The sequence below is a fragment of the Chitinophaga agrisoli genome (assembly GCF_008386695.1).
Classification (GTDB): domain Bacteria; phylum Bacteroidota; class Bacteroidia; order Chitinophagales; family Chitinophagaceae; genus Chitinophaga; species Chitinophaga agrisoli.
The window spans coordinates 494,969-519,219 of record NZ_VUOC01000002.1 but is presented as its reverse complement, the minus strand read 5'-3'; the positions used below and the strand labels follow the sequence as shown (position 1 = coordinate 519,219).

The window sequence follows — 24,251 nt, the reverse complement described above, 5'->3', positions numbered from 1 at the left end:
AGTATAATATAAGATTAAGCATGTTCCGTATATTCCGATACCTGTTATGCCTGCTACTGTTGCTGACAGTAAAGACCAGCCTGCGCGCCCAACAGTACGCGATAACTGCCAGTACCCAGATCATACCGCCTTACAGCGTGTATCTGCCGGATTATGCTGTGCCAGGCAGCGATAAACTGCGCGTGATACTGGTACAGAACGATCTTACCAAACCCGCCTATGATGTACGGCTGCAGCTGACAGTAGAAAGGAACGGACAGGTGATCATGCGTAGTGCGCAGACCTTTAACCCCAGGCCCATTAGTCTGAGCCCGGGTGTACCCACTGTTATTGGTGGCACAGACCTGTTTGATTACCTGCAAAGCAATAATCTTGAGTTCAGCAACGGCTTTAGCCGTGATGAATATGAACGTACCAAGGCCCTGCCGGAAGGCGCTTACCGGATCAGTTTCACGGCATTTGACTATCGCCGTCCCAAAGTACAGGTAAGTAATGCCGGCGCTAATATCTTCTTCTTCCAGAAGAACGATCCGCCCCTCCTGAACCAGCCTGTTTGCGGCAGCCGTGTGGAGAAACGCGATCCCCAGTTCCTTACTTTTAACTGGAGCACCCGTAATACGCCCAGTCCTTTTGGGGATGCCACGGAATATATATTTTCCCTGTATGAAATAAAACCCAAAGGCAGCAACCCTGATTATATTATCCGTAGCGCCCGGCCCATTTATACGGTTACTACACAAACCAATACGATCGTATATGGTCCCGGCGAGCCCCAGCTGACAGACAGCATGGACTATGCGTGGGTGGTGCAGGCCCGTGATAAAGGCGGCCGTGATATGTACAATAACCAGGGCTTTAGCCGCAGCTGTACCTTCTCTTACCTGGGCAGCGATCCGTTTAAGGCCAACAACATTACCAAACCCACGCTGAAAGGCACGGTTACCGGTCAGCGTACCATTCATTGGTCATGGCCGCTGGCGCCTGGCAATGCCGCTTACCAGGTAGAAACCTACCGGCTGCAATACCGCGCTACCAAAAAAGGCGATGTGGAATTTGACTGGATCACCTCGGAAAAACCGCAGGATACCGCACTGGATATTAACAGCCTGGAGCCTAACCGTGCCTATGAGGCCCGCCTGCAATGGCGGATAGCCGGGGTTTATGGGCCATACAGCGACCTGGTGACCGTGACCACAGACTCGCTCAAAACCTTTGTTTGCGGCGTACCGGGCGATCTGACGGCCCCTGCCAATACCAAGCCCCTGATAGCCGCCGTACCCGGTTTGATCGTGCGTATAGGCCATTTTGATATCCTGTTAACGGAAGTAAGCGGCAGCGATGGCGTATTTACCGGCAAAGGCCGTGTGGTAACGCCGGGCTTTGGCATTGGTTTACTGATGAAGTTCGACAGGATAACTGTTAATACCGACCTGGTCGTGATCAAAGGAGAAATGCAGGCGGTGACCGATGGTATTGATAAGTTCGTGAGCGATGCGGTGAAGGAGCAACGGGGCGGTAACGATGTGGGGCAAACGAAATCCGGCGATCTGCCGCCCGATATTGTTACGAAGCTGCACATCTTCACAAAGGAAAACATTGCCGTAGATACGGCAGATGGGACCATTACGCTGAAGGACAGCCAGACTGGCGAGCAGGAGGTGGTGAACTATAAAGACAAGGGTAAAACATTACCGCTCACGCTGGAAGATGTGGACGGTAATATGTACAATATAGATAAGAACGGTAAGGTAACAGCGGCGGGTAAACGGAACCATGACCTGGCCGGGAACCCGGCTGCCCTGGCTGCGCTTAATACCCTGTCACTGGATAAGGGTATGGTGACGTTTGCAGCCTCGCCCAACAGCAAATATGCTTTTGACGCCTGGAAAGATGATTATGCAGGCAAAACCGTACTGGAGCAGAGTTACGAGTCGCTGGGAGGCGGCAAATACCGTGTAAGCGCCAAAGCTATCGTACCGAATGAGCAGGAAGAAGTGATCGCCACGCTGCAGCAGGCGGCCAGTGATATTGATCCGGCAAAGCTCCTGTTTGTCAGTGGCAAAGGTGTGAGCTACCCGGTTGAGCGGAATGGCAATACGTACACCATCAAAATAACCGGCGGCCCTGCCGGCGATGCACAGGAAATATATGCTGCGTACCCGCAAAGCGGCGGACAGTATCTGAGCCTGGGTAAGCTGCTGGTGTCCGGTTATGGACCGGTACAAAAGAAGATCGTGCTGGTGCCAGTAGGCGCGCAGACGGCCGTACCGCTGGAAGCCATTGAGAGCAGCCTGCAAAAGGCTTATGGCAAGATAGGGGTTAGCTATACGGTGGAAACGGATGAAAGCTTCCGCGATAATAAGGATTGGGATGATGATAATAACGGCTTGCTGCAGGACAGCAGGAGCGCATTCCTGAGCGATGGTTTCACGGGCGAGGAAAAAGCCCTGAAGAAAGCTTACACCCGATCCCACAGTGTGGACGACAACACGGTATACCTGTTCCTGGTGAATGAAGCGGCCCTCAGCGATGGTGACCTGGAAGGCAAGATGCCGCGCCAGAGCCAGTTTGGATTTGTGTTTGTAAAAAATGCATCGCCAGAGGCAGTGGGCCGTACCGTAGCCCATGAAACGGGGCATGGCGCGTTTACGCTGGAGCATAGTTTCAGTGCGGGTATTGGGCTGGAGAAAGGCAGCACGGATAACCTGATGGATTATAACAATGGCTATGGCCTGCTCAAATACCAGTGGGATATTGTATATGACCCGGGTCATGTATGGGGCCTGCTGGAAGACGACCAGGAGAGCGGCAGCGTGTCTTATGACGATATCAAGGTATTTGACAAGCTGAAGAACGTGACGCCCGGCAACGATAAAACGAACGGCACCTATACGTTCATCGCACCGTCCGGGTTGTATGTAACCTTGCCGGCAAATGCCACTAAGCCGCGCTTCTCTACACTGGATAGAACGTTCAGCGAGCTGAAAGGCAAGGCGGACCTGAGCAACCCTACGGAAACGCTGATCCCACTGGGTACCCTGGTGTCCTTTAAGATAGGCAACGTGTCCTATAGCCTGTATAATGAAGGGAACACCTTCAAAGGTTTCCGGCGCAGCGATGATCAAACGAAATTCTATGAGGATACCTATACGGCACAGCTGAAACCCAGCTCCGGTATCGGCGTGTTCATGGGCGTAAAGGGCGGTAAGTTCATCAGTTATGCCTCCCGCTATGCCAGTGTAGTGCAGAACGCAGCCATCTCCGGTACTTATACAGCAGCGGGCCCCAAAACGGCTTTGCTCAGTATTGTGGACCTGAAGCCCGCCAGTGATTCGGAAGCGCTGGAAATTACCCTTAAAAATAAAAAGGCAGGCGATGTGGCCTTCCTGGAGCTTGACAATGGCAATTTCCTCCTCGCGAATGACAATATCCACTTTAACTACAAAATTGGCGGCCCTGTTACATTAAAAGCCTTCCTGCTGGATGCGCTGGATGAAAAGAAAACCTTTGCAGATTATGTTGCCTATTTCACTATAGCGACTATGAAGGAAGATGAGCTCCAGGGCCTCTCTTCCTGTATGGGCCGGCAGTTCACCGCGAACTGGCGGAGCTTGCTGGCTACTATCAAGTTTGTGACGTCGATCATCACACAGGGTATCAGGTATAATGGCAGCAAAATCCTGGATGACGCGCGCCTGAAAACGCAGGAGGAACTGTTAAAGCTGGCCCAGGGTAATGTGGAAAAGCTGAAGGAGTTGCAGACTGCCATAGGCGCCGGCGCAGATGCGGCAGCCATTAACAGGATAATGGTAGACAGATACTCGCCCTGCTCACTGGCCGGCCTAACGTTCAAAGAAAGAAAATACCTGCTGGACCAGTTATTGAAAGACGGGTATAATAATAATTTCTGGTATACGGATCCTGCGTGGTATACTTCTGATGACGGGGAGTTCATTGTAGCGGACCTGATCCAGACCACACCACCGGAAGACCAGCCGGCCCTGCTGAAAGAGGGCTTCCGCGCCAATAACTACGAATGGCTGCGGAACCTCTGGAGTGCATCGCGTAAGTTCACCAACGGTGTAGGATATGCAGATGTGCATGGTATTTTTGACGTCATCAATCCATGGATTGCCGCAAATTTCAGTAAGCTGGGTGTGCAGCCGGTGCAGCACACGCTTTCTGATCCGATGTTCGGAAACGCTACTTATTTGTACTATCCTGGCCTGACACCGTATTTGCTGGGCCTGGATAACAATGAGACGTATAACATTTCCAGGTATACGACATATTATACTGGTCCTGAGCCTGTGAACGCTGATATTGAATTTGAGGATGCCGGCAGGGTCTACTTCACGGAGAACTACGGGGTGAGGAATGATTCATTAATGCTCCGCAACGCGGATGAGAGGTCCGAACCGAACGTAAAGGTATGGTACGAGGAAAAATATGATCCATTTGAGCCTGTGACCATCCTGATAGCGCAAAACTATGCAGAAGATGGCTTTACCGCGGGGAAACGGTTTTTAGTGCCCGCTTATATGGCAATGGTATATAACAACGACATCCACCGTACCGAAATTAGCCGCTTTGTCACGACTGCCGGCAATGTGGTGACCCTTGCCACGGCGCTATTGGCGGCGCCTGAAACCGGCGGTTCGTCACTGGCAATGATCACAGCTATTACCGGGAAGGTATCCGCTGTAGTAGCAGCGGCAGACCTTTTTATACAGGCGGAGAAGAACAGCCTTAGCCCCGCGGAATATGCCGCTAATCAACAGTATTACCAGGCCTGGGACCAGGTGAAAGCGGTAACAGCTTATGCCAGCATTGCCGTAGCCGGCGCCAATGGCCTGCAATGGATCAGCAGCACCGTGAGGCGCCTGAAGCCGGTGCTGGACAAGATACCGGTATCACAAACAGCCCTCGTCAGGGGAGTTGAAAATCTGAAGGATATTCCGAACTCGTCTGCTGCCCTGATAAAAGGGTTTGGGGAAGAATCTCCGATGTTTACCCGCGCCAGCAAAGTAAAGTATAGCAGTATAACTGAAGTAGACGAGATTAAAGTGGTAGCTGGTTTTGATGATGAGTTTTCAAAGGCCAAATTCTTCCTGTTTAAAGGCGGCGGCGGTCCGAAAGATTATGTGCAGGTATCTGCTGATCCGATCGTAAATCCCCGGCTACCTGCCGGTGTTGCAGTAGATGCAGCCGTGCTTGCTAAACCTGAAGTTGTGGGTACGATAGATGACCTGGTAAAGGGCAGTCTGTTAAAAGAAAGCGGGGAAGTGGGCGTAATGGCACAGGCGGCCATTGCCGGAGCTACCAACGCCAGGTTTAATCCGGCATCTTTTACCCGGGCTGTAGCGAAACGATATACGCTGGCTCCGGCCATTGCTACAGAAACGGCGCCGGACGTAATTGTGCTGGTACAGCCTGAACAGGCCCCGCAGATGATATACGCAACGGCTGCGGCCGCACAAAGGATCATTGAAAAAGTAAGGGAAAAAGACGGATGTACCCGTTGTGAGCTTTTCTCCCAGGAGATCTGTCATAAATTTGAGAAGCTGGACGCCAAATCAGGTGGCGCTGCATATGCAGTGGCGGTGAGTAAATTGTGCGCGCAGCTGTCGCCAAACAATGTGAACAGTGTATTGGATTACCTGCTGTCGACCAATATGGATAATGCGACGCTGGCTGAATTCCTGAGTGATATTGGGGCTACTGGCGGGGTTGCGCATCTTGCCGGAAATATCAGGTCTATAGATGCCAATTTGGTGGATGCCTGGAAACTAATGAAAGCCGCTAAAGGCGATGCTTCGAAGAATTACCAGGTAGATTTTGCTGCACTGAGAGAGATCAGAGCTGCCAGGACAGATGCTACTTTTAATACGGAAATCGGCGGTGACGATGGTTTTGAAACAGCCTTGACTGCCAATATTTTGTTGAACTGCGCTACCTGTGCCCCCGGACAAGACTTCGTACGGACTGCGTCAGAATATGTAAAGGACTTCCGCAATTTTGCGGTTATTAATGGGGAGAACAAAGAAAGTGTGTGGAATGACCTGAAACACCGGAAGGCGATAAACCTGGTGGTGGGCGCCGGCTTCCAGATCAAGGTGCTGCGTGACGCTGCCCGCTTGTTTCAAGGAGGCACGATACGATTCGATGACAGCATTGATGACAGAGATGCCGACGATCCAGGTGACGCGCCGGCAGATGGTGAACCAAGAAGCAAATGCCGTTATGATATCCGGATAAAAGGCACTGGTTTTGCTAGCGAGGATAAACACTTCGAGTTCAAGAGCTGGGGACAGAAGCGCCTGAAGGCCTTTCTCGCAAGTCGATCCATACGTAACGGTTTTGCCAAACAATTGCATACCTATTTACATGAAACTAATAACATAGCGGATCTGACTTATTTTTTTGATGGCCTCAGGATAAGTAAGGAGGAGGCCAGATCCGTGTTGCGGGAGGTGTTCAGGGATAATGCGAACGAGTGGTTTGGCGAAAATGGTACCCTGGGCGTTATTAAAATGGACCAGCTGTTTAACACGAGTGATATCAACGATTTTAAGAAGGAGGCGGAAGATCTGAACAGCAGTATTTATTCATTTGTAAACTGGGTTGAAAAATGATGTTACGTTTGAAGGAAACATGGACGGGCTACTACGCAGTGTTTGCGCAAACCGCTGCCTGCCTGTATGTATACCATAACCATACAATTATAGAAATAGACAGACAAAATAGCTCCAGCCGCACTATAGTGGCTGGAGTAACGAAGTATCATATCAGGGCGCTGGCCCTGAACGGGGGGGTAGTGCTGGGTTATAACAGCCGGGCGGTGTACTTTTCACCAGATGGCAGTGCCCTGGAATTGGGGGAGCAGCTATACCCGGAGTGGCGGTACGACCATGATATTATTGTCACTAATAAAACGCAGGAGCCGTATACGCTGGAAAGAAGAACGCCGGAGGGCGGGGCCGTATGGGCAAAGGAGCTGAAACTCGCGAACCAGCAATATGTACACGACGATGTGCTTTATTTTAAGCGTAAGGATGGTGCTATTACCAGGCCATCCATTCTTAACAAACTGCTGCTACGCAACGGCGAATACCAGGAACTGACGGATTTTGGCGGGGATACCGGCTACCATATCCTGACCTTTCATAATAATACCCTTGTGTGCCTGCTGGATAACGGCATCATTACCGGCGTTGACCCTGACAGCGGCGACATTAAATGGACGGTGGAAGGATGGGTTGACAACGAGGGCCAGCCGCAGCCGGGTTATCTGCATGGTCCTTTGCAGGGCGGCGTATACCAGGATAAGATCTACTCGCTGCTGGGACCCAATTTAGCCAGCTTTGACCTGGAAACACGCAGCTGCCGGTTACTGAAAAAAATTGAGAAGGACCCGCAGGGAGAGACCGTATTTGTAAAACGAGGCGCCCTGTATGGGCATCATATATACTATACAGCGGATAACGGCGCCAGACAGTGGAACCGTTTTGGGGTATTTGATGTTCATCAGCAGGAGATCCTATGGCAAACCCAATTATCGTTACCGAAAGGAGCTATGCTGAATACGGAACCTATTATATCTGCGCATTACGTGTTCGTGAATGACAGCGCCTTTAATCTCTATATTTTTGAAAAGGTATGATGTTAGTCAATATACTCCCAGTGGAAAGTCAATTGTTCTATCTCATTATTTTTATATGAGCCGGAGATCTTTACCAGCCTGGGATTTAAACCGTCAGCGAGGTCCGCGCAGAAGAAGCGGCTTGGTTTGCGCGGTTTCGGATTGCCAGCGCCTGCAATATTCCCTTTTTGCGTGGTAAACCATATGCCTTCCACAGCATTGTAATGATAGCCGTGTACGCTGTTTATGTATTCGCCATCCTGCAGGGCAATGGTTTCCGAGCTTTTACCGACTCTGCCCTTCAGGCCGGATGATTTTTCGTTATAAAAGACCTCCAGGCCACACAGCTTGTATGCCTCATTTGTATGCGCGATGATCTTTGTGATCCGTTCTCCACTCACGCCGGAAAAAGGGTTATGCGTATACGGCCCACCGAAGGAGCCTACTTCCTTTTTAATAACTGTTTCAGTGTAAGGCTTTGATGCCGGGTCAAAATATGGCCAGCATTTAGCAGCCCGCAAAAACTCATTCAGTTCTGATTCATATTGCACACTAATTTGATTTCTGCGCTGCAGCGCGGCATGCTCGGCACGGATCTTACAATCTTCAACGTTTGTCAGGTAAGTATCCCAAAGCCATGCCATAGACCAGCCATCATAAGTGTCTTTTACCATTGAGTCCTTCACTTGCGAGGGGAACCCTATCCATTTTTCCAGAAAGGTCATCCGCCAATCCATTAATTCAGCCCTGGTTTTATTTACGGCATCTGTGTATTCCGCTATACTGTTTTTTAGTTGGGTTTTGTTGGCGTCAAGTGTTGCCTGATCAGGCTCTTTACCGTACAGGTCTTTATAGTTAACCACCATCATATGCCTCAGGGTGATCATAATCGTGCCCAGTCCTACCAGGTAAGGTAATACCTCTTTCGATTGCTCAAGGAAATGCGGTTCTTTTTCCACTATTCTAAGGATCACTTCTTCGAGTTTTGGCCCTTTTAAGCCGGGTGAATTTTTGATCTCATTGAGTACTTTCAGCTGTCCTGCCAACATTTCCCTCAATTGTTTCAGTTGCGCCTCTTTCAGCAGTTCACGTATACGATTATCCACATAACTCTTCATTTGTTCCCAGAGATCAGCCAGTTTGTTATGCTCGCTCCAGAACAAGCCGACCAGGAATGAGAGTGAACCGCCAGCCGTGGGGATCTGTCCGATCAGACTCAATGCGCCTGTCCGCACCAAATCGTTTACTTCAGTATACGATGTGGCTTTGGCGTCTACGGCCTGGTCTATAACGGGTACGGGCTTAAAAAGCTGGTTATCCGTTGAAGTCAGGGAATGCTGCACCACGCTGGCATCATCAGTGGTTTTGGCAAGATATACATCGAGAAACTTGTTGCTGTGCATTGCTTTTATACGGTAATACCCGTCGCCTGCAGGTTCCATGAGAAAGCGGCTATTTTCCCCGGAAGGGTCCCACTGCCACAAAATAACAGGGGCCTTATCGTTTTGCGAACTGTCATGTATGGCTACATAACGGTCATAATGTGGTAATTTGAGCCAGTAGAAATTGTCACCGCCACGATCGAACCGGAATTTCTGCAAATTGTTCTTTGGATCGAATGTCATTTGGCGGAGCTCACTGCCAGGTGTATTGGAACTGAATCCAAGCGCTTTACCGCTATGCCTGGCAATAAGATAATAGTGCTGATTTTCCCGGGACCTGAATGCCATAGGTTAGACTTTTTGGTTATTTGAGGCTTGTAAAGTAATTATAATTATTTTTAATAGAAGATAATTTTTCTTCCGTTATCAGTTGCCATGGTTTTAAAATAGTCCGGTAAGGATTGGCGACGTACATGACTGCGACGGGACTTAGTGGTAAACTTTGTATCTTCATAGTATCTAATCTTATTTGTTGCTATCACCCTGAAACCCGCCTTTATTCTTAACCTCAAAAACTTCACTCATGAGTGGATCAACAACTGTAGCAAACCCTAACAAAACTTTATGGGAAAAAGGTGATTTTACCCGCATTTCCGAAACCATGCGCGAAAGCGGCGCGGCACTGGTTGATAAATTCGGTATTAGCGCCGGTATGGATGTATTGGACCTTGGTTGCGGTGATGGCACTACGGCCATTCCCGCGGCAAGACTGGGCGCCCGTGTAGCTGGCGTGGACATTGCCCGGAACCTGGTGGATGCCGGAAATAAACGGATCCAGGAAGAGGGCCTCACCAATATCTCCATCAGGGAAGGGGATGCCACGAACCTGGAGGGGATCAATGACGAAAGTTTTGACCTGGTGGTAAGTATCTTCGGCGCTATGTTTGCGCCAAAGCCGTTTGATGTGGCCAGGGAAATGGTACGGGTTACGCGTCCCGGCGGCCGGATCATCATGGGCAACTGGATACCCGGTGATCCCACATTGGTAGCCCAGATATTAAAGATCAGTTCCGCATACACCCCTCCGCCACCCGAAGGATTTGTAAGCCCTATGTTATGGGGGGTAGAAAGCCATGTAATTGAGCGGTTTGGTAAAGCCGGTATCCCTGCTGAAAATATTTCTTTTGAGAAGGATACCTATACTTTTAATGCTCCTTTTTCCCCGGCTGCATTTGTTGAAAGATTCAGGGACTATTATGGCCCTACCATGACTGCATTTGAAGCCGCGGAGAAAGCCGGTAAGGCTGCGGACCTACAACGTGAGCTGGAGGAGTTATTTAACCGTGAGAACCGGAGTGGTGATGCTGGTAGTACGTCCATTCCGGCTGCATTCTTTAGAATAACGGTGAACCGTTAGGCCTATAACTATCGCTCCAACCCCGGAAACACCAGCGAGGATCCAGGCGCCATATTTTTATTACCCCCAAAAAACCACCGCATGAAACCATTTGCTACACTATGCACGAGTGTTATGCTCTGTTGCATCGTACATTCTTTTACCCTGGCACAACCCGTTAATAAAAGCGATTCGTTGGTATTGGTTGATCTTTACAACAGCACAAACGGCCCCGGCTGGCTGAACAACAGCGGCTGGCTGAACGGCCCTGTTGCCCTTTGGAGTGGCATTTTCGTGGAAGACGGGCGGGTAACATGGATCAACATGACTTCTAATAACCTCAGTGGCCCGATCCCAGCATCCATCGGTAAGCTGTCAAAGCTGAAGGTACTGCTGCTAACGTTTAATTCCATTACCGGCGATTTCCCCGCCAGTTTCAGGCGGCTGTCTGAGCTGGAGGACCTGGGAATGGCCAGAGTGACAATGGAAACCCAGATACCCGCCTATTTAGGCCGGCTGCCTAAGCTGCGCACCCTGTATCTTTCCGGGCGGTTCAAGGGGCGTATTCCTGCAGGATTGGGAAAGGCTGGCAATCTGGAGGTCTTGTACATCAACGGCAATCCTGAGTTGCACGGCCGCATTCCTGCTTCCCTTGGCAGGCTATCCCGGGTAAAAGACCTGAACCTGGCTGACAACGATCTAAGCGGCCAGATACCCGGTTCTTTTCGCAAATTATCTGCAGTGGCTGCCATGGATCTCCGGAATAACCGGTTGCGCGGGCATATTCCCCGTTTCCTGGGCAGGCTAAACCAGTTAGGGTGGCTATACCTGGGCGGGAATCAATTTGGCGGCCGTATTCCTTCCAGCCTGGGCGAGCTCCCGAACCTGGCCGCCCTGGATCTTGCTACCAACAAACTACGTGGCCATATTCCGCTTAGCCTGTGCAAGCCGCCGCTCGGGTCACTTTTTCTTAATTCCAACCGTTTGAGCGGCCGGATCCCGGATTCACTGGTCAACCCTTCGGAGCTGTTCCTGGATCATAACCAGCTGAGTGGCCCGGTACCTGCGGCGGTCATAGACAAATTCCGTATATGGCCGTTCAGCCTGCGGCTGGAATATAACCGCTTTACTTTTGACGGACTGGAAAATGTGCGGCAGCGTTCGAACAATACCTGCAGCTATTTTGAGCAGGCCAGTATCCCGCTCAAAAGAAGCGGGAATGTATTGTATGTAGATGCGGGCGGTACGCTGAGCAATAACAGCTATATCTGGTGGAAGGATGGCGTACAGCTGGTGCGTAAAGTGGGCGATTCTACTTATACAGCGACCGGATCCGGGTATTATTATGCGCGTGCGCATAATAATACTATACAACTCTTGTCCCTGTTCAGTGACACCGTTTTTGTAAAAGTGGATACCCTGAGTAACAGACCAGTAATATCGCCGGTACGCCTCAAAAAACCTTCCATGCTCCGGTTCTTATTTTATCCGAACCCGGTAGTGCATACACTGTACCTCCGCATTGTTGAAGATAAGACCAGCGGACCAATGGACATTTCTATCATAGATATGAACCAACGGGTGGTATTGCAGAAAAGGATCGCTGCCATAAGCGGACAGTCATTTATTCCTGTAGACATATCCCCGTTGACCAGCGGCGTATATATACTAACGGTAAGGAACGGCGGCAGGCAGGGCAGCCAGCGTCTGGTGAAGGTAGCGGGGCGTTAGGGGAATTGCATGCGTACAACGTTAAATTATAAAGGCGGGTTGATTTTGTATACCGTGATATCATAAATTTACCGGAAAAATAAGGTGAACTATGAAACCATGGACATTAACCAACAAACGGGCCTTAGTAACGGGCGGCACAAAAGGTATAGGCAAAGCAATCGTAAACGAGTTACTGGCGCTGGGCGCTGAAGTGTTATTCACCGGCCGGACAGTGGAAGACGTTAAGGCACGGGAAGCGGAATGGCAACAACAGGGATTGAAAGCTTACGGCCTTGCGGGTGATGTAACGGACGCGGATCACCTGGCAGCGGCGATACAATGGGTAGAAAGCCATTGGGGGAGCCTGGAGATCCTGGTGAACAATGCCGGTACTACCATCCGCAGACCCAGTGTGGATTTTACCACAGAAGAATACCGCCGGGTGCTTGATATAAACCTGATAGCGCCTTTTGAATGGAGCCGGAAACTGTATCCGTTATTAAAACAAAGCGGCAATGCTGCGGTAATTAACATCTCCTCTGTGGCCGGCTCACTGGATGCCGGTACCGGCGCGCCATATGGCATGTCCAAATCAGGGCTAAATCAGCTTACACGTAACCTGGCGGGAGAGTGGGCGAAAGAAGGTATCCGGGTAAATACGGTATCTCCGTGGTACACCTATACGCCGCTGACAGAAAATGTACTGGCCAAACCGGAAGTACATGACCGGATCGTTTCCCGTACGCCCATGCGGCGGATAGCGAAAGATGAAGAGATGGCCGGTGTGGTAGCTTTTCTGGCAATGGATAAAGCTTCGTATATCACCGGGCAGGAAATAAAAGTAGACGGGGGTGGGTCAATTGGGTTGTTCTGAGACCCGTTTAAAAGAAATTAAACACATCGTCGTTAGCGGTCAGTATTGCGGAACGATGTCTATTCGTTGTTGATCTTCCCGGTACCACTGAGCAGGAGGCGTAAACATTATAAAGGGCCTCTGGGAAGACCCTTTATAAATCATCCTAAACGATTCAAGTGTTACATAACATTAGAAATAAAGGTCAACAGTCTAATAATAAAATCAACGCAAATGAAAACTTTTCCCCAGTTTAATTTAAATGATCTTTGTTTTTTTGATTTTTTTGAATTTCTGTTTTTTCTCGTTTTGTTTGGTACCATAAAACCAGGTGCCGTTTTTTCAGGATTCAGTTCCGCCCTCCTACGTCGGCGGTGAGATCAAATTACCACGATCAAAAGACCGAACCCGGTCTATTTACAGAATCGTTGTTGGTAATTCGAAAGGTTTTTGGATATGGTTGGGGGTTATTAATTAAAAGTACGAATAAACCTTGCCGATAACCGTTAACCGGTGGTTAACCGGGTGCATCTTTTAAACTCTTAACAATCTATTAGAATGAAACATCGACCGATATTATTCGGCACCAATGCTGCAGGCTATTGTTGGACTAAAGCAAAGGCCTGGGTGACCGGGCCTTTATTTTATCTTACAAATAATAATAAGATTTAATAAATATTATATATCTTCAGATCAATTAAAAACCCACAAAATGAAACCCTATTTAATGTTACTATTCGCTGCCGTATGTCTGGCAGCCGTTAAACCAGCTCACGCGCAGAAAAATGAAATAAGTTACGATTTACATGTTAAACAAATGAAAGTCCATACACCTGGTGATTCAGGTGTGATATCTGTAAGGATCGATTGGAACAGTGCAGCGCCGTTCTGTGGCTATTCAACAATAAACATATATTTGGCAAGCACCCCGAACGGAGCGCCTTTATACTCACAGCAGATAAACACGATGGGCCAATGCTTTTCTTCAGTAGCCATTAGGGGGCCATGGGCCGGAACGGATGTTATGGCAGAGGTAATATGCAGCACAGGGTTGAAGGCACAGAGCGCACCTGGCTATCTTCATTCAGGATTTGATCCGCTAATTCTCTCTTGTTCTTTTCCTAAATAGTCTCAAGCCCCGCGGACCGGGCTTTTTTGTAAAATGCTGCCCCCTCTCGGCACCGGTTTTCTCCCTGCCAGGATTAAGGGAGACTAGCAATAGCCGGAAATGCAAAAGTTTCCGTACATCTTAATCTCATTAAAAACACCCTAATATGAAACCCTACTTAATACTACTTGCCATCTGTCTGGCAGCAGTTAAACCTGTACTTGCGCAGACAAACGAAACACAACCCACTTTATTGGTTAACCAATCAGGTTTTGACACTAAAGAGGACCATGCACGTCTCGACACGGGTATCGTTTCCGTAACAATTAGTTGGAACGGTTGGCCGTGCCAAAATGTGCAGGTCAACATTCTTCCAGCGGGGCAACCAGGCGCGCCGCCTATCGCGTCAAAATGGATAAACGTTATTACCACTGGTTGTTTTAATAACGTGGCCTTTGGCGGAATAACTGCCGGTACCCAGGTAACTGCAGAGGTAATAATCAGCACAGGACTTAGGGGGTATAGCGCCTCAGGCTACGTTGGCGCTGGATGGCCACCCTTATTCCTTGAAGTAGAACTACCAAATTAAACTTTGAGCCCGGGTAACCGGGCTTTTTTGTCTTCTATACTCGTTTGTATCGTTTGGTCAAAACTCAAAGTCTTCGGGATCCGCGATCAGCCCTAACTTATCGTCATATCTTAACGGAGCAACAGGAAAACCTTCATGTATTAGGTAATTTCTCAAAACAGATTTTCGCAGCATGGGCAGTGTATACTAATTTTATGCTATCTCTTTCCGACGTGGATAAATATTTCTCAGCCATATAAGTGGACATAAACGATTATACTTGCCATGTAACTCGATACCGGTAAGGAGTAATTGAAATTACGATATTACACCCAATAGTCCCGTATAACTTCGATGTGATATTCACCTGAAAAGTCCTTAAAATACCTTTCTATTATCAGGGGAGCGTTATCTTCATCCTACCAGGTCATTTCAAGCACATTCTCCAGGGCTTCGTCCGGGTCTTCCTCACCGCTGGTGTAATAGCCATACAGCTCAACAGAGACGTAATTACCGCCATTTTTCATATTAAACCAGTATTTGCCATGTAACCCCTTCAGATCGCAGCTGGACTTTGCCTGTTCGCAGATGGCCGCTATAGTTTCCAGCTTTTTGTTTTCGAGGGTGCCGTCTTTGGTGTTAATCTTAATTGGAATCCGATGTCGGTTGCCATATGGGGATAGTATTAATTACGGGTTACCAGCGCGTGGGCATAAATTGTCCATGGGAAAAAGTTGGGTCGTACATGGGCGCATAACCATTATAGCTGCTTCTGCTTACGCCAACACTCCCGGAAATGGAAAATGTTCTATCGTTGTTGATATACATGACGCCTACCCTGGCAGCAGGGTTGATCTCAAAATTAGGGTTAGTGCGCATTAAACCATAGTTCTTGTTAGCCGCGGGTTGATAGAATCCGCCATTGTATTGTAAAAGGGTAGGGGCTACGGAAAGCCCTCCAAAAGCAAATATGTTATTGGTAATCTGCCGGTTGAGCTGCATAGCTAATGGCGCGGATAAAAAGCTGGTGCTTCCTCCTTTAAATGCGGCAAAACCAGTGGTAATGCCGGTATATTTTGTAATAAACCATTTTTTCTGAAGGTGGCCGGTATCGGTGGCCTGGCTTTGCTGCGGCCCGGTGTACAATGGAGACTGTGCCTTTACAGCCGTGCCAGACATTAAAACTGCGATAAGAATGATTCCCCGTATCATACCATGAAGATAACTATCCTTTTTGTTAATAATGCTAATAAAATCATAATATTTCGTGGATACCGGCCGGAGCTGTTTAACGGCTGCGCCATTTCGCAGGTATTTATTAATATTGCTAAAATACCTGTTATGCAACCCTCCGACACTCACAATCAGCGCATTGCCAAAATGAGCTTTGCCTCCGTTTACCCGATGTACGTTACAAAGGTGGAGAGTAAAGGCAGAACTAAAGAAGAGTTACACCAGGTAATAGAATGGCTGACAGGTTTTGATAACAAAAAACTGCAGGAACTGATAACGGAGAATGTAACATTTGAAACGTTTTTCCAGCGGGCTTCGCTACATCCCAATGCAAGCCTTATTACCGGAATGATCTGCGGGTATCGTGTGGAAGAAATTGAAAATCCGTTGACGCAGAAAGCCCGTTACCTGGATAAGTTGATAGATGAGCTGGCGAAAGGCAGGAAGATGGAAAAGATCTTGCGTGGAGGATTGTCTTAATTTTTTATTGCTATACGTTGTGATCTGTTCAATTATGCGGAGAAATACGGCAGCCGTTGGGTTAGCGGCCATTATGAGTTTATTGTTTGCCATGGGTTGCAAAACCAAACCGGATCATCACCGGTATACGATTGTTGTAGTGGGCTCCTCCACTGCGGAAGGGTATGGTATTAAACCGAAGGACAGTTGCTGGGTGAACCGGTTTGCCTACTCACTGGGCCCGGAAGTAGCGGTGCATAACATTTCCAGGAGCGGTTATTCTACCTACGAAGTAATGCCTACCGGCACCAGTAAAGAAGGCCGGCCGGCGCCGGATGAGCAGCGAAATATTACCAAAGCGCTCAGTTTCCATCCGGACGCTATTATTATCAACCTGCCTACCAATGATGCTGCTGCCGGTTACAGCCTGGAAGAGCAGCAGGCTAATTTCCGGACGATCATACAAACCGCAACGGATAAACATATCCTGGTGTGGGTGACTACTACCCAGCCACGTACCAATACTTTCGGACACCCCCGTAATACGCTGCCGCAGATGCGTGATTGGCTGCTGGCTACCTATGGCGACAAAGTGATCAATTTCTGGGAGCCGTTTGCCAACCCTGATAATACGATCAACAAACAATATGACCAGGATGGTATCCATCTGAATATACCAGGGCACCGCATCCTTTTTGAGCGGGTGGCGGCAAAACATATTATGGATACGGTGTTATATTATCATAATATCCAGACCACCAAAAGTGGATCAAAATGATTAACTTATCCGTTGTAATCAATAAAACAAATTATGCAAGACCTGGTAACCCAATTCAGAGCCCTGCATCAGCAGGATAGTCCGCTTATTCTTCCCAATGTATGGGATGCCGGTGGGGCCGTTATTGCCACATCGCTGGGCGCAAAAGCAGTTGCTACAACGAGTGCGGGCGTGGCATGGTCGCTGGGATACCCGGACGGTCATACTTTACCCACCAACCTCCAGGTTGAATTGACTAAAAGGATAGCCAGGGTGATCACTGTTCCTTTATCTGTGGATATGGAAAACGGTTATAGTGCAGATCCGGAAATTGTTGCGCAAAACGTTATTGAGATCATAAGGGCTGGCGCATCCGGTATAAACCTGGAGGATGGCCGGGACTCCCCGGAGATCGTTATAGCTAAGATCAAAGCAATCCGCGAAGCAACGGCAAAGGAAGGATTGGACGTGTTCATTAACCTTAGAACAGACATCTACCTGCAACAGCTGGTACCCAGCGATAAAGCAGTGGAAACCACCATAAAAAGAGGGCTTGCCTATAAGGAGGCGGGTGCGGACGGGCTTTTTGTTCCCGGGCTGGCGGCCTCCGGGGATATAAAAGCCATTACCCAGGCCCTGGCAATGCCGGTGAACGTAATGGCCTGGCCGGGTCTTCCGGCGGCGCTGAAGCTTGCGGAACTGGGCGTTAAAAGGCTTTCCGCCGGCTCCGGGATATCGCAGATCGTCTGGCAGGGTGTCGCGGATATGACAAAGGACTTCCTGGCCAATGGCGACTCCGCTTCTCTGACGAAAGAGAACATGTCATATGGTGACCTGCAGGCATTGTTTTCCAGGATCAGTTAAATGTAAAAGAATTATAGAGATGGGCCGGCTCAAAAGCTGGCCCATCTCCATTTCCAGCAACCTGTCTTCACATTATTTACCGTCAATTTTAATCACCACTTTCCCCACAGCCCCTTTTTCCAGGTGCCGGTAAGCCTGTACCGCCTCATCAAATGAATAGGTCTTTTCAATGACCGGTTTGATCTGGTTGTCTGCTATAAATTTCACCAATCTTTCGAATGCTGCGGTGCTCCCTACCAGTACACCGCGTACCTGTGCCGCTTTAAAGATCACGGGTAACAGGTCCAGGGAGGCAGTGGTGCCGCCCAGAAACCCGATCACTGATACCTGGCCGCCATTTGCCACCGCTTGTACAGATCTATTGAGGTTGCCGCCTCCAACAATATCAATGATATTGTCTGCACCGTTCCCGCCGGTGAGCTCCAATACTTTTTCCTGCCATTCCGGAGAAAGGTTATAGTTCACAATATCACTGGCGCCAAGCTGTTTTAATAATGCCTGTTTTTCCTGGCTGCCTGTCAGTGAAATTACGCGGGCGCCCATAGCAATGGCCAGCTGTGCGGCGAATAGGGCCACGCCGCCGGTTCCTTGTGTTACCACGGTCTGTCCGCTTTTTAACTGGCCATGTTCTATTAGCGCAGACCATGCGGTTAACGCGGCGATGGGCAGGGTAGCCGCTTCGCTGTCGGATAAACTATCAGGACTCCTAACAACACCGGTTTCGCTTAAAAGGGCATATTCTGCCAGACCGCCATCTACAGCTCCTCCAAGGGCATATAAGGAAACATCCGAAGGATGCCGCATACCGGTTGTCCAGGTAGGGAACATGGTAGACATCACCCTGTCGCCCTCTTTAAACTTCGTTATGCCGTTACCGATAGCTACTACTGTTCCCGCGAAATCAGACACCGGGACGATGGGCATTTTCATCAGGTGGGGCAGATAGATCCCGTCAATAATAGCTTTATCCCTGAAATTGAGCGATACCGCGGATACTTTTACCAGCAGCTGCCCGGTGCCGGGCTGAGGAATGGGCCGGGTTGCCTGGTTTAAATTTTCCAATCCGAAGCCTTGTATTTCCCATGTTTTCATACCTTTAAAAGTTGATTTTAGTGTGCTTTGAACAATTGTTCACTTGTTTTTGATGGACCAAAACTATCACGCAAATAAATCAATATCAAGAAGTTACATTTTTGTCAGCTAGTGACAGAGGAGTCACTATTACAGCGTTTCAATCAGTTAGCAAATGAAAAAAGTTGAAAAAAGATACTGGGCGGCGGATGATTGTCCTATAACAGCTGCGATCGATGTGATGGGCGGGAAATGGAAGCCCATTATCATATGGGCTCTGATCAATGGTAACAGGCGTTTTGGGGAGCTGCACAAGCTGATACCGGGAGCGGCAGTAAAGGTACTTTCCAGGCAGCTGAAGGAGCTTGAAATGGACGGGATCATCACCAGAACAGCTTATCCCGAGGTGCCGCCCAGGGTGGAATATGATCTGACAGATAAAGGGAAGTCGCTTACTGAAATCATGCAATCATTATCGCTGTGGAGCCAGGCTAACGTACTGGAACGGATATAGCTTTTTTTATTTGTACACAGTTAAACTGACTTGTCTGTTTTAGGTATTTTTGTATTAGATTTGAGCAGTAAACTGTTCATATAGGGGCCTGTATTTACCTGGAGCCGGGTTTTAGTGAACAACTGAAATAGCAAACTTATTTATGTCAGCACTATTCTTCAAAAAGCTGAGGGAAAAGATCTCCCTTACAACGCAGGAGGAAGAAATAATCAGGCGCTATATTATTTCAAAAAAGATCCGGAAAAAACAATACCTGCTACAGGCAGGCGATGTTTGTAAGGCGTTGGCATTTGTAGAGCAAGGCGCATTAAGGGCTTACTCTGTAGATGACAAGGGGCAGGAACATATTATACGGTTTGCGATGGAAGGCTGGACAATTTCAGACCTCGACAGTTTTATGACCAGCGAGCCATCTATTTACAACATTGATGCGCTGGAAGATACCGAGATCATTTTCATTCCCAAAAGCGCCTGGGAAGAAGTTAAAAAGGTGGTGCCCCAATACGAGCTGTTTATCCGGCTTGAGCTCATGGCCGCATATTCGGATATGCAAAAAAGGATAACAGCCCTTATCAGCCTGACGCCGGAGGAAACCTATACTTATTTTGTATCTGTATATCCCTGCATCGTACAGCGCGTACCACAACATATGATCGCCTCCTACCTGGGGCTCACGCCTGAAACGCTGAGCCGGGTAAGGAAAAGGCTATTTACAGGCAAATAAAGCTAAAGTCCCCGGGAAAAGTATTGACGATAGTCAACAATTTTTCTTGCCTGGAATCAATGGAAGAAAGCACAGCGCCGTTGTAGTTTTGTATTATAAATTAATCTTATAATACAAACAAAGAAACAATGAAAAAGATAGCAAAGTCAGTCCGGGTTTCCATGATGTTTTTGGCTATTGGGCTTATCAGTTCTTCTACGCTGCAGGCCTGCAAATCAGATGATAATGATCCAAAGCCGCATGAGCCGGCGCCGTTACAGTTACAGGTTATCACTGCTTCGCCGGAGGGTTTCCAGGTGAATTCAACTTTAATAACAGGGGAGAAGGATGCTGTGCTGATCGATGCCCAATTCACCATAAGTGATGCGGATAAGCTGGTTAAGATTATCCAGGATACCAAAAAGAACCTGACCACCATTTATATCACCCACTCTCATGCGGATCATTATTTTGGCCTGGTGCAATTGAAAAAAGCTTTTCCTAATGCTAAGATAGTGGCCCTGGCGGCAACGGTGGCTGATATACAAAAGAAATGGAAGGATCAGCTGGCGCAATGGCAGCCGCTTTTTGGCGATGGGATCACGGCAAATCCTATTATCCCGGATGTGCTTACCGGCACCACGCTAACCCTTGAAAACGAAACGTTCCAGATCACGGGAGGTTTACAAGGCGATGAAGCCGGGAACTCTTATGTATGGATCCCTTCACTGAAAGCGGTGGTATGTGGCGATACTAACTACAACGGCGTTTTTCCGTGGACGATCGAAACAACGCCGGAGCAACGCAAAGGTTGGATCAGTACCATTAATACCATTGCAGCGCTTAAGCCGGCACTAGTGGTGGCCGGACACAAAAATCCTACGGCGAAGGATGATGCAGCCAGCCTGGATCTGACAAAAGGATATCTTGCTTTCTATGATTCCGTACTGCCCACTGCCACCAGCTCAGCAGATTTTCAAACCAAAATAAAAGCGCAATATCCAAACCTGCAATTGCCCATTATTTTGCAACTGGCCGCTGATGCTGCATTTTAATGATGAATTGTATATATGTTGTGTTTCACTGATAAACAAGTCAAAATAATAAATGCCGCCTCTCCAGGCGGCATTATCATTTATGGCAATTTATTGCTCCCCCGCGGCAAACCCTACCGACTCCCGGTAGATCTGTGGAGAAACGTCTGCATTGGTCTTGAAAAACCGGCTAAAATAGTATTCATCTTCGTAGCCCAGTTCGAAAGCGATCTCCTTTACTGTTTTTGAAGTAAGATACAGTTCCCGTTTTGCTTCAATGATAATGCGCTCAGATATCAGTGCTGTCAGTGTTTTATTGAAATACGCTTTTGTGATCCTGCCCAGCGCTTTGGGAGAAATATGCAATATGCTGGCATAGTCGCTGGCTGAATGTTTGGTCCTGAAATGATGTTCAATAGCATTCTTTAAATGCTGCAGGATAAAGGGCGGATCGTTATCTCCGGTGTTTTTTTGCAGGTCTGGTTGTTGTTCGATCTTTATCCTTGACAGATAGATCAGCAATATTTTCAAATGGGCCAGCAGCAGTTCATATTGGGCAATAGCGGTGTTTTTCGTTTCGGATCTTAGCTGTTCTATCACCGGGTAAAGCTGTTGCTCCTGGGTTGCACTAACCGTTATAAAAGGCGGCTCGTAAATATTGTTGAACAACACACCATTGCAGGCTACCTCGTTTTGGTGCTTATGGATACAAAAAAAATCAGGGTGGAATTGTATGGCCAGGCCTTTTATGCCATCTTCTGCTGCAAACATAAAAGGCTGGTAAGGCGAGAAGGCAAAAACGCTCCCGTCTTTAAGGTCATAGCTGGCAAAATCCGCCTTCAGAGATCCCTTGCCCTGTTTTAAAAAGATCAGCGAGTAGTAGTTATTGCGGTGAATATGGTCGAAATGGCCCTGACCTTCAAAATCAAAGATCTTAAAAGCGAGATGGCCATTTTTTGAGTTTACGAGTGTAGATACCATTGCCTGATGTGCTGTTACGAAGATACTTATAATTTAAGGTAAAGCTGCGGAGGCCCGTCCCCGCAGCTTTATGCCGGTATGTTAGTTTAACGGCGCTGCCAACGGAAAGTCGATGGGGACCTCCGTGAGGTTGTGAATGTAGTTCATCACCACTTTATCGGCTATGGCGATCATAACGTCAACAATGCTTGCGTGGGTATATCCTGCATTAAAGAAGTTAGTCAATGTTACCTCACTTACACGGCCTTTATTGATGGTGGCATCCCTTGTGAATTTTACCAAAGCATCCAGCTTGCTATCGAAAGCGGCTCCCCCTTTTCTGATCTCTATCGTTTGTTCTTCTGTGAAGCCATTCATTTTACCCAGCAGCGTATGTGCGGATAAACAATAATTACAGCCATTTACCTGGCTCACCACCAGGTTTATAGCTTCTTTTTCTTTTTTACTCAATGAAGTTTTACCGTTCTGAAAATTCAGGTAATTCTCAAGCCCGGTGTTACTATAGGCCATGGTGGCGTAGAGATTGGGTACCATACCCAATGCACTTTTCAGGTTATCAAAGATGGCCTGGTTGTTAGGAGAGACATCTTCCCGCTGGGGAACTTTGAAAGTTGTGTTTGACATTTTCTGCATCTTTTGTTTATGTCGATATTGACAAAACAAAATTGCAGCCATTGTAAATGGATGAAAATGGATAAAGGGCGTGGGTGGATGGACAATTTTCCCCGCACGGGTATGCCTATCCCGCTTTGTTCAGTTTCCGCCTGTTAGTCAGATACCGCCGTACAGGGTTGTCATATAATACCATGGCCAGGTAGGCAAAACCGATCAGTAGCGGCACTGCGCAGATGATGATCAAAGCCAGCGTACCGTTATCCGGCTTATAACGGGTATAATAATTCAGGAACATCCAGATCACGGCATAGTGCGTCATATAAAGCGGGTAGGAGATCCTGCCGGAGAATATGCAAATAGCCCTTGCCCTGGGGCCGGGTTGTGCGCCTGCTCCAAGTGCCACCAATAACGGGAAGTAAATGATCACTACCGCCAGTTCCACCAGCCAGTTTTGCTTAAACCAGGGCATCAGTAAGCCTATAAGCAGCAGTATGGTAAGGCCCAGGAATCCCAGCCTGTTACGGATAATGAATTGATAACGGTAAACAAGCATGCCTGCCAGGAACGAGAAGGATACCCGGGCGCCGCCATGCCACCAGCCATCCTTGCCCCAGCCACCCATGAGGTTGCCTGCGATATAACCCACATAAAAAAGCCATGCGGCCGCCGCCAGGGCCAGCACGAGGAGGATGCGCCTGTTAAGTTTCCAGAGGATCCAGCCGTAGAGGATATTGGCCACATATTCCCAGAACAGCGACCAGGCCGGCGCATTAATGCCAAAGAGATTAAAGCTGCGCTCCGTGATCACCGGGTATGGTATCAGCAGTAAAGACGTTAAAAAGATCAGTATTATCTGACCGGTACTATAGGCAAGCGGCGATGTTGTAAAGGGGTCAAACAGAAAACTAAGCAGTCCCAGGATAGAGCCCAGTATCACCAAAAGATGTAACCGGATGATCCTTGATTTGAAAAACTCAACGACGCCTAATTTTCCTACGCGGCCATCATACGCATAAGCGATCACAAATCCACTGAGACAAAAGAAGAAATCTACCGCCAGGAAGCCATGCCCTGCAAAGTTCTTGCTATAATCCGTAATTGCCATTTCCATGAAATGGAAGATCACCACCACCACTGCGGCTACGCCTCTTAATCCGTCCAGTAGCTCAAAATGTGGTCTGGTCTTTAACAGGTCTGTTGTATTGGTCTGTATGGCCTGTTTAACGTTGTTATCGTACATTCACATAGGTTTGATCCGGCAAAATAATCATCATGGGTTATATATGCAAGTGTTCCAAAGTTACCTAGATAGTATCTTTTATTGGCCCCAGGCTTCCTTTTTCCCTGTATATCAGCTA

Annotated in this window: 19 protein-coding genes; 13 read left to right on the top strand and 6 right to left on the bottom strand. The window is 48.2% G+C overall.

What is annotated here, in order from left to right:
• The first annotated feature begins 20 nt into the window (after positions 1 to 20).
• Both F0L74_RS09440 and F0L74_RS09435 read left to right on the top strand, forming a co-directional pair.
• Positions 21 to 6,635, top strand: coding sequence for a fibronectin type III domain-containing protein (locus F0L74_RS09440; RefSeq protein ID WP_149837612.1), 6,615 nt, complete (start codon positions 21 to 23; stop codon positions 6,633 to 6,635).
• Positions 6,632 to 7,663, top strand: a complete 1,032-nt coding sequence (locus tag F0L74_RS09435) for a PQQ-binding-like beta-propeller repeat protein (RefSeq protein WP_149837611.1) — start codon at positions 6,632 to 6,634, stop codon at positions 7,661 to 7,663. Before F0L74_RS09440 ends, F0L74_RS09435 begins: the two co-directional genes overlap by 4 nt.
• A gap of 2 nt (positions 7,664 to 7,665) precedes the next feature.
• On the opposite strand, the gene F0L74_RS09430 is transcribed toward F0L74_RS09435, so the two are convergent.
• On the bottom strand, positions 7,666 to 9,372 hold the full coding sequence (locus tag F0L74_RS09430) for an RICIN domain-containing protein (RefSeq protein WP_149837610.1): 1,707 nt from the start codon (positions 9,370 to 9,372) through the stop codon (positions 7,666 to 7,668).
• Between the two features lie 235 nt (positions 9,373 to 9,607).
• Here F0L74_RS09430 and F0L74_RS09425 point away from each other — a divergent pair, with 235 nt between their 5' ends.
• From F0L74_RS09425 to F0L74_RS09405, 5 genes are all read left to right on the top strand, one after another.
• Positions 9,608 to 10,441, top strand: coding sequence for a class I SAM-dependent methyltransferase (locus F0L74_RS09425; RefSeq protein ID WP_149837609.1), 834 nt, complete (start codon positions 9,608 to 9,610; stop codon positions 10,439 to 10,441).
• 81 nt (positions 10,442 to 10,522) lie between these two features.
• The gene (locus tag F0L74_RS09420) at positions 10,523 to 12,151 is read left to right on the top strand and encodes a T9SS type A sorting domain-containing protein (RefSeq protein ID WP_149837608.1); all 1,629 of its coding nucleotides are present in this window, start codon (positions 10,523 to 10,525) and stop codon (positions 12,149 to 12,151) included.
• A gap of 91 nt (positions 12,152 to 12,242) precedes the next feature.
• Positions 12,243 to 13,007, top strand: coding sequence for an SDR family oxidoreductase (locus tag F0L74_RS09415; protein ID WP_149837607.1), 765 nt, complete (start codon positions 12,243 to 12,245; stop codon positions 13,005 to 13,007).
• Between the two features lie 691 nt (positions 13,008 to 13,698).
• On the top strand, positions 13,699 to 14,115 hold the full coding sequence (locus F0L74_RS09410; RefSeq protein WP_149837606.1) for a hypothetical protein: 417 nt from the start codon (positions 13,699 to 13,701) through the stop codon (positions 14,113 to 14,115).
• A gap of 145 nt (positions 14,116 to 14,260) precedes the next feature.
• A complete protein-coding gene (locus F0L74_RS09405) occupies positions 14,261 to 14,683 on the top strand; it encodes a hypothetical protein (RefSeq protein WP_149837605.1) in 423 nt (140 codons plus the stop codon).
• 675 nt (positions 14,684 to 15,358) lie between these two features.
• Here the strand turns inward: F0L74_RS09405 and F0L74_RS09400 are convergent.
• The gene (locus tag F0L74_RS09400) at positions 15,359 to 15,841 is read right to left on the bottom strand and encodes a hypothetical protein (protein WP_149837604.1); all 483 of its coding nucleotides are present in this window, start codon (positions 15,839 to 15,841) and stop codon (positions 15,359 to 15,361) included.
• Between the two features lie 162 nt (positions 15,842 to 16,003).
• Between F0L74_RS09400 and F0L74_RS09395 the strand changes: the two genes are divergently transcribed.
• The 3 genes from F0L74_RS09395 (at position 16,004) to F0L74_RS09385 (ending at position 17,975) form a co-directional block, all read left to right on the top strand.
• A complete protein-coding gene (locus F0L74_RS09395) occupies positions 16,004 to 16,375 on the top strand; it encodes a DUF2200 domain-containing protein (RefSeq protein WP_149837603.1) in 372 nt (123 codons plus the stop codon).
• A gap of 73 nt (positions 16,376 to 16,448) precedes the next feature.
• Positions 16,449 to 17,132, top strand: a complete 684-nt coding sequence (locus F0L74_RS09390) for an SGNH/GDSL hydrolase family protein (RefSeq protein WP_213086934.1) — start codon at positions 16,449 to 16,451, stop codon at positions 17,130 to 17,132.
• A 33-nt stretch (positions 17,133 to 17,165) separates the two neighbouring features.
• Complete coding sequence (locus F0L74_RS09385) at positions 17,166 to 17,975, top strand: isocitrate lyase/PEP mutase family protein (protein ID WP_149837601.1); 810 nt, start codon at positions 17,166 to 17,168, stop codon at positions 17,973 to 17,975.
• Positions 17,976 to 18,047: 72 nt separating this feature from the next.
• Here the strand turns inward: F0L74_RS09385 and F0L74_RS09380 are convergent, their stop codons facing one another.
• The gene (locus tag F0L74_RS09380) at positions 18,048 to 19,067 is read right to left on the bottom strand and encodes a zinc-dependent alcohol dehydrogenase family protein (RefSeq protein ID WP_149837600.1); all 1,020 of its coding nucleotides are present in this window, start codon (positions 19,065 to 19,067) and stop codon (positions 18,048 to 18,050) included.
• A gap of 154 nt (positions 19,068 to 19,221) precedes the next feature.
• On the opposite strand from F0L74_RS09380, the gene F0L74_RS09375 reads away from it, so the two are divergent.
• The 3 genes from F0L74_RS09375 to F0L74_RS09365 all read left to right on the top strand — a co-directional run bounded on the left by F0L74_RS09375 (position 19,222) and on the right by F0L74_RS09365 (position 21,318).
• Positions 19,222 to 19,560: a winged helix-turn-helix transcriptional regulator gene (locus F0L74_RS09375; RefSeq protein WP_149837599.1), complete on the top strand. Its 339-nt coding sequence runs from the start codon at positions 19,222 to 19,224 to the stop codon at positions 19,558 to 19,560.
• 142 nt (positions 19,561 to 19,702) lie between these two features.
• On the top strand, positions 19,703 to 20,284 hold the full coding sequence (locus tag F0L74_RS09370) for a Crp/Fnr family transcriptional regulator (protein WP_149837598.1): 582 nt from the start codon (positions 19,703 to 19,705) through the stop codon (positions 20,282 to 20,284).
• Positions 20,285 to 20,412: 128 nt separating this feature from the next.
• Positions 20,413 to 21,318 carry an MBL fold metallo-hydrolase gene (locus F0L74_RS09365; protein WP_213086933.1) on the top strand — a complete coding sequence of 302 codons (906 nt, stop codon included), beginning with the start codon at positions 20,413 to 20,415 and terminating at the stop codon, positions 21,316 to 21,318.
• Between the two features lie 90 nt (positions 21,319 to 21,408).
• On the opposite strand, the gene F0L74_RS09360 is transcribed toward F0L74_RS09365, so the two are convergent.
• The 3 genes from F0L74_RS09360 to F0L74_RS09350 form a co-directional block, all read right to left on the bottom strand.
• Positions 21,409 to 22,278, bottom strand: a complete 870-nt coding sequence (locus tag F0L74_RS09360; protein ID WP_149837597.1) for a helix-turn-helix domain-containing protein — start codon at positions 22,276 to 22,278, stop codon at positions 21,409 to 21,411.
• 81 nt (positions 22,279 to 22,359) lie between these two features.
• On the bottom strand, positions 22,360 to 22,902 hold the full coding sequence (locus F0L74_RS09355; protein WP_213086932.1) for a carboxymuconolactone decarboxylase family protein: 543 nt from the start codon (positions 22,900 to 22,902) through the stop codon (positions 22,360 to 22,362).
• Between the two features lie 115 nt (positions 22,903 to 23,017).
• Positions 23,018 to 24,133 carry an acyltransferase family protein gene (locus F0L74_RS09350; protein WP_149837595.1) on the bottom strand — a complete coding sequence of 372 codons (1,116 nt, stop codon included), beginning with the start codon at positions 24,131 to 24,133 and terminating at the stop codon, positions 23,018 to 23,020.
• Between the last annotated feature and the right edge of the window lie 118 nt (positions 24,134 to 24,251).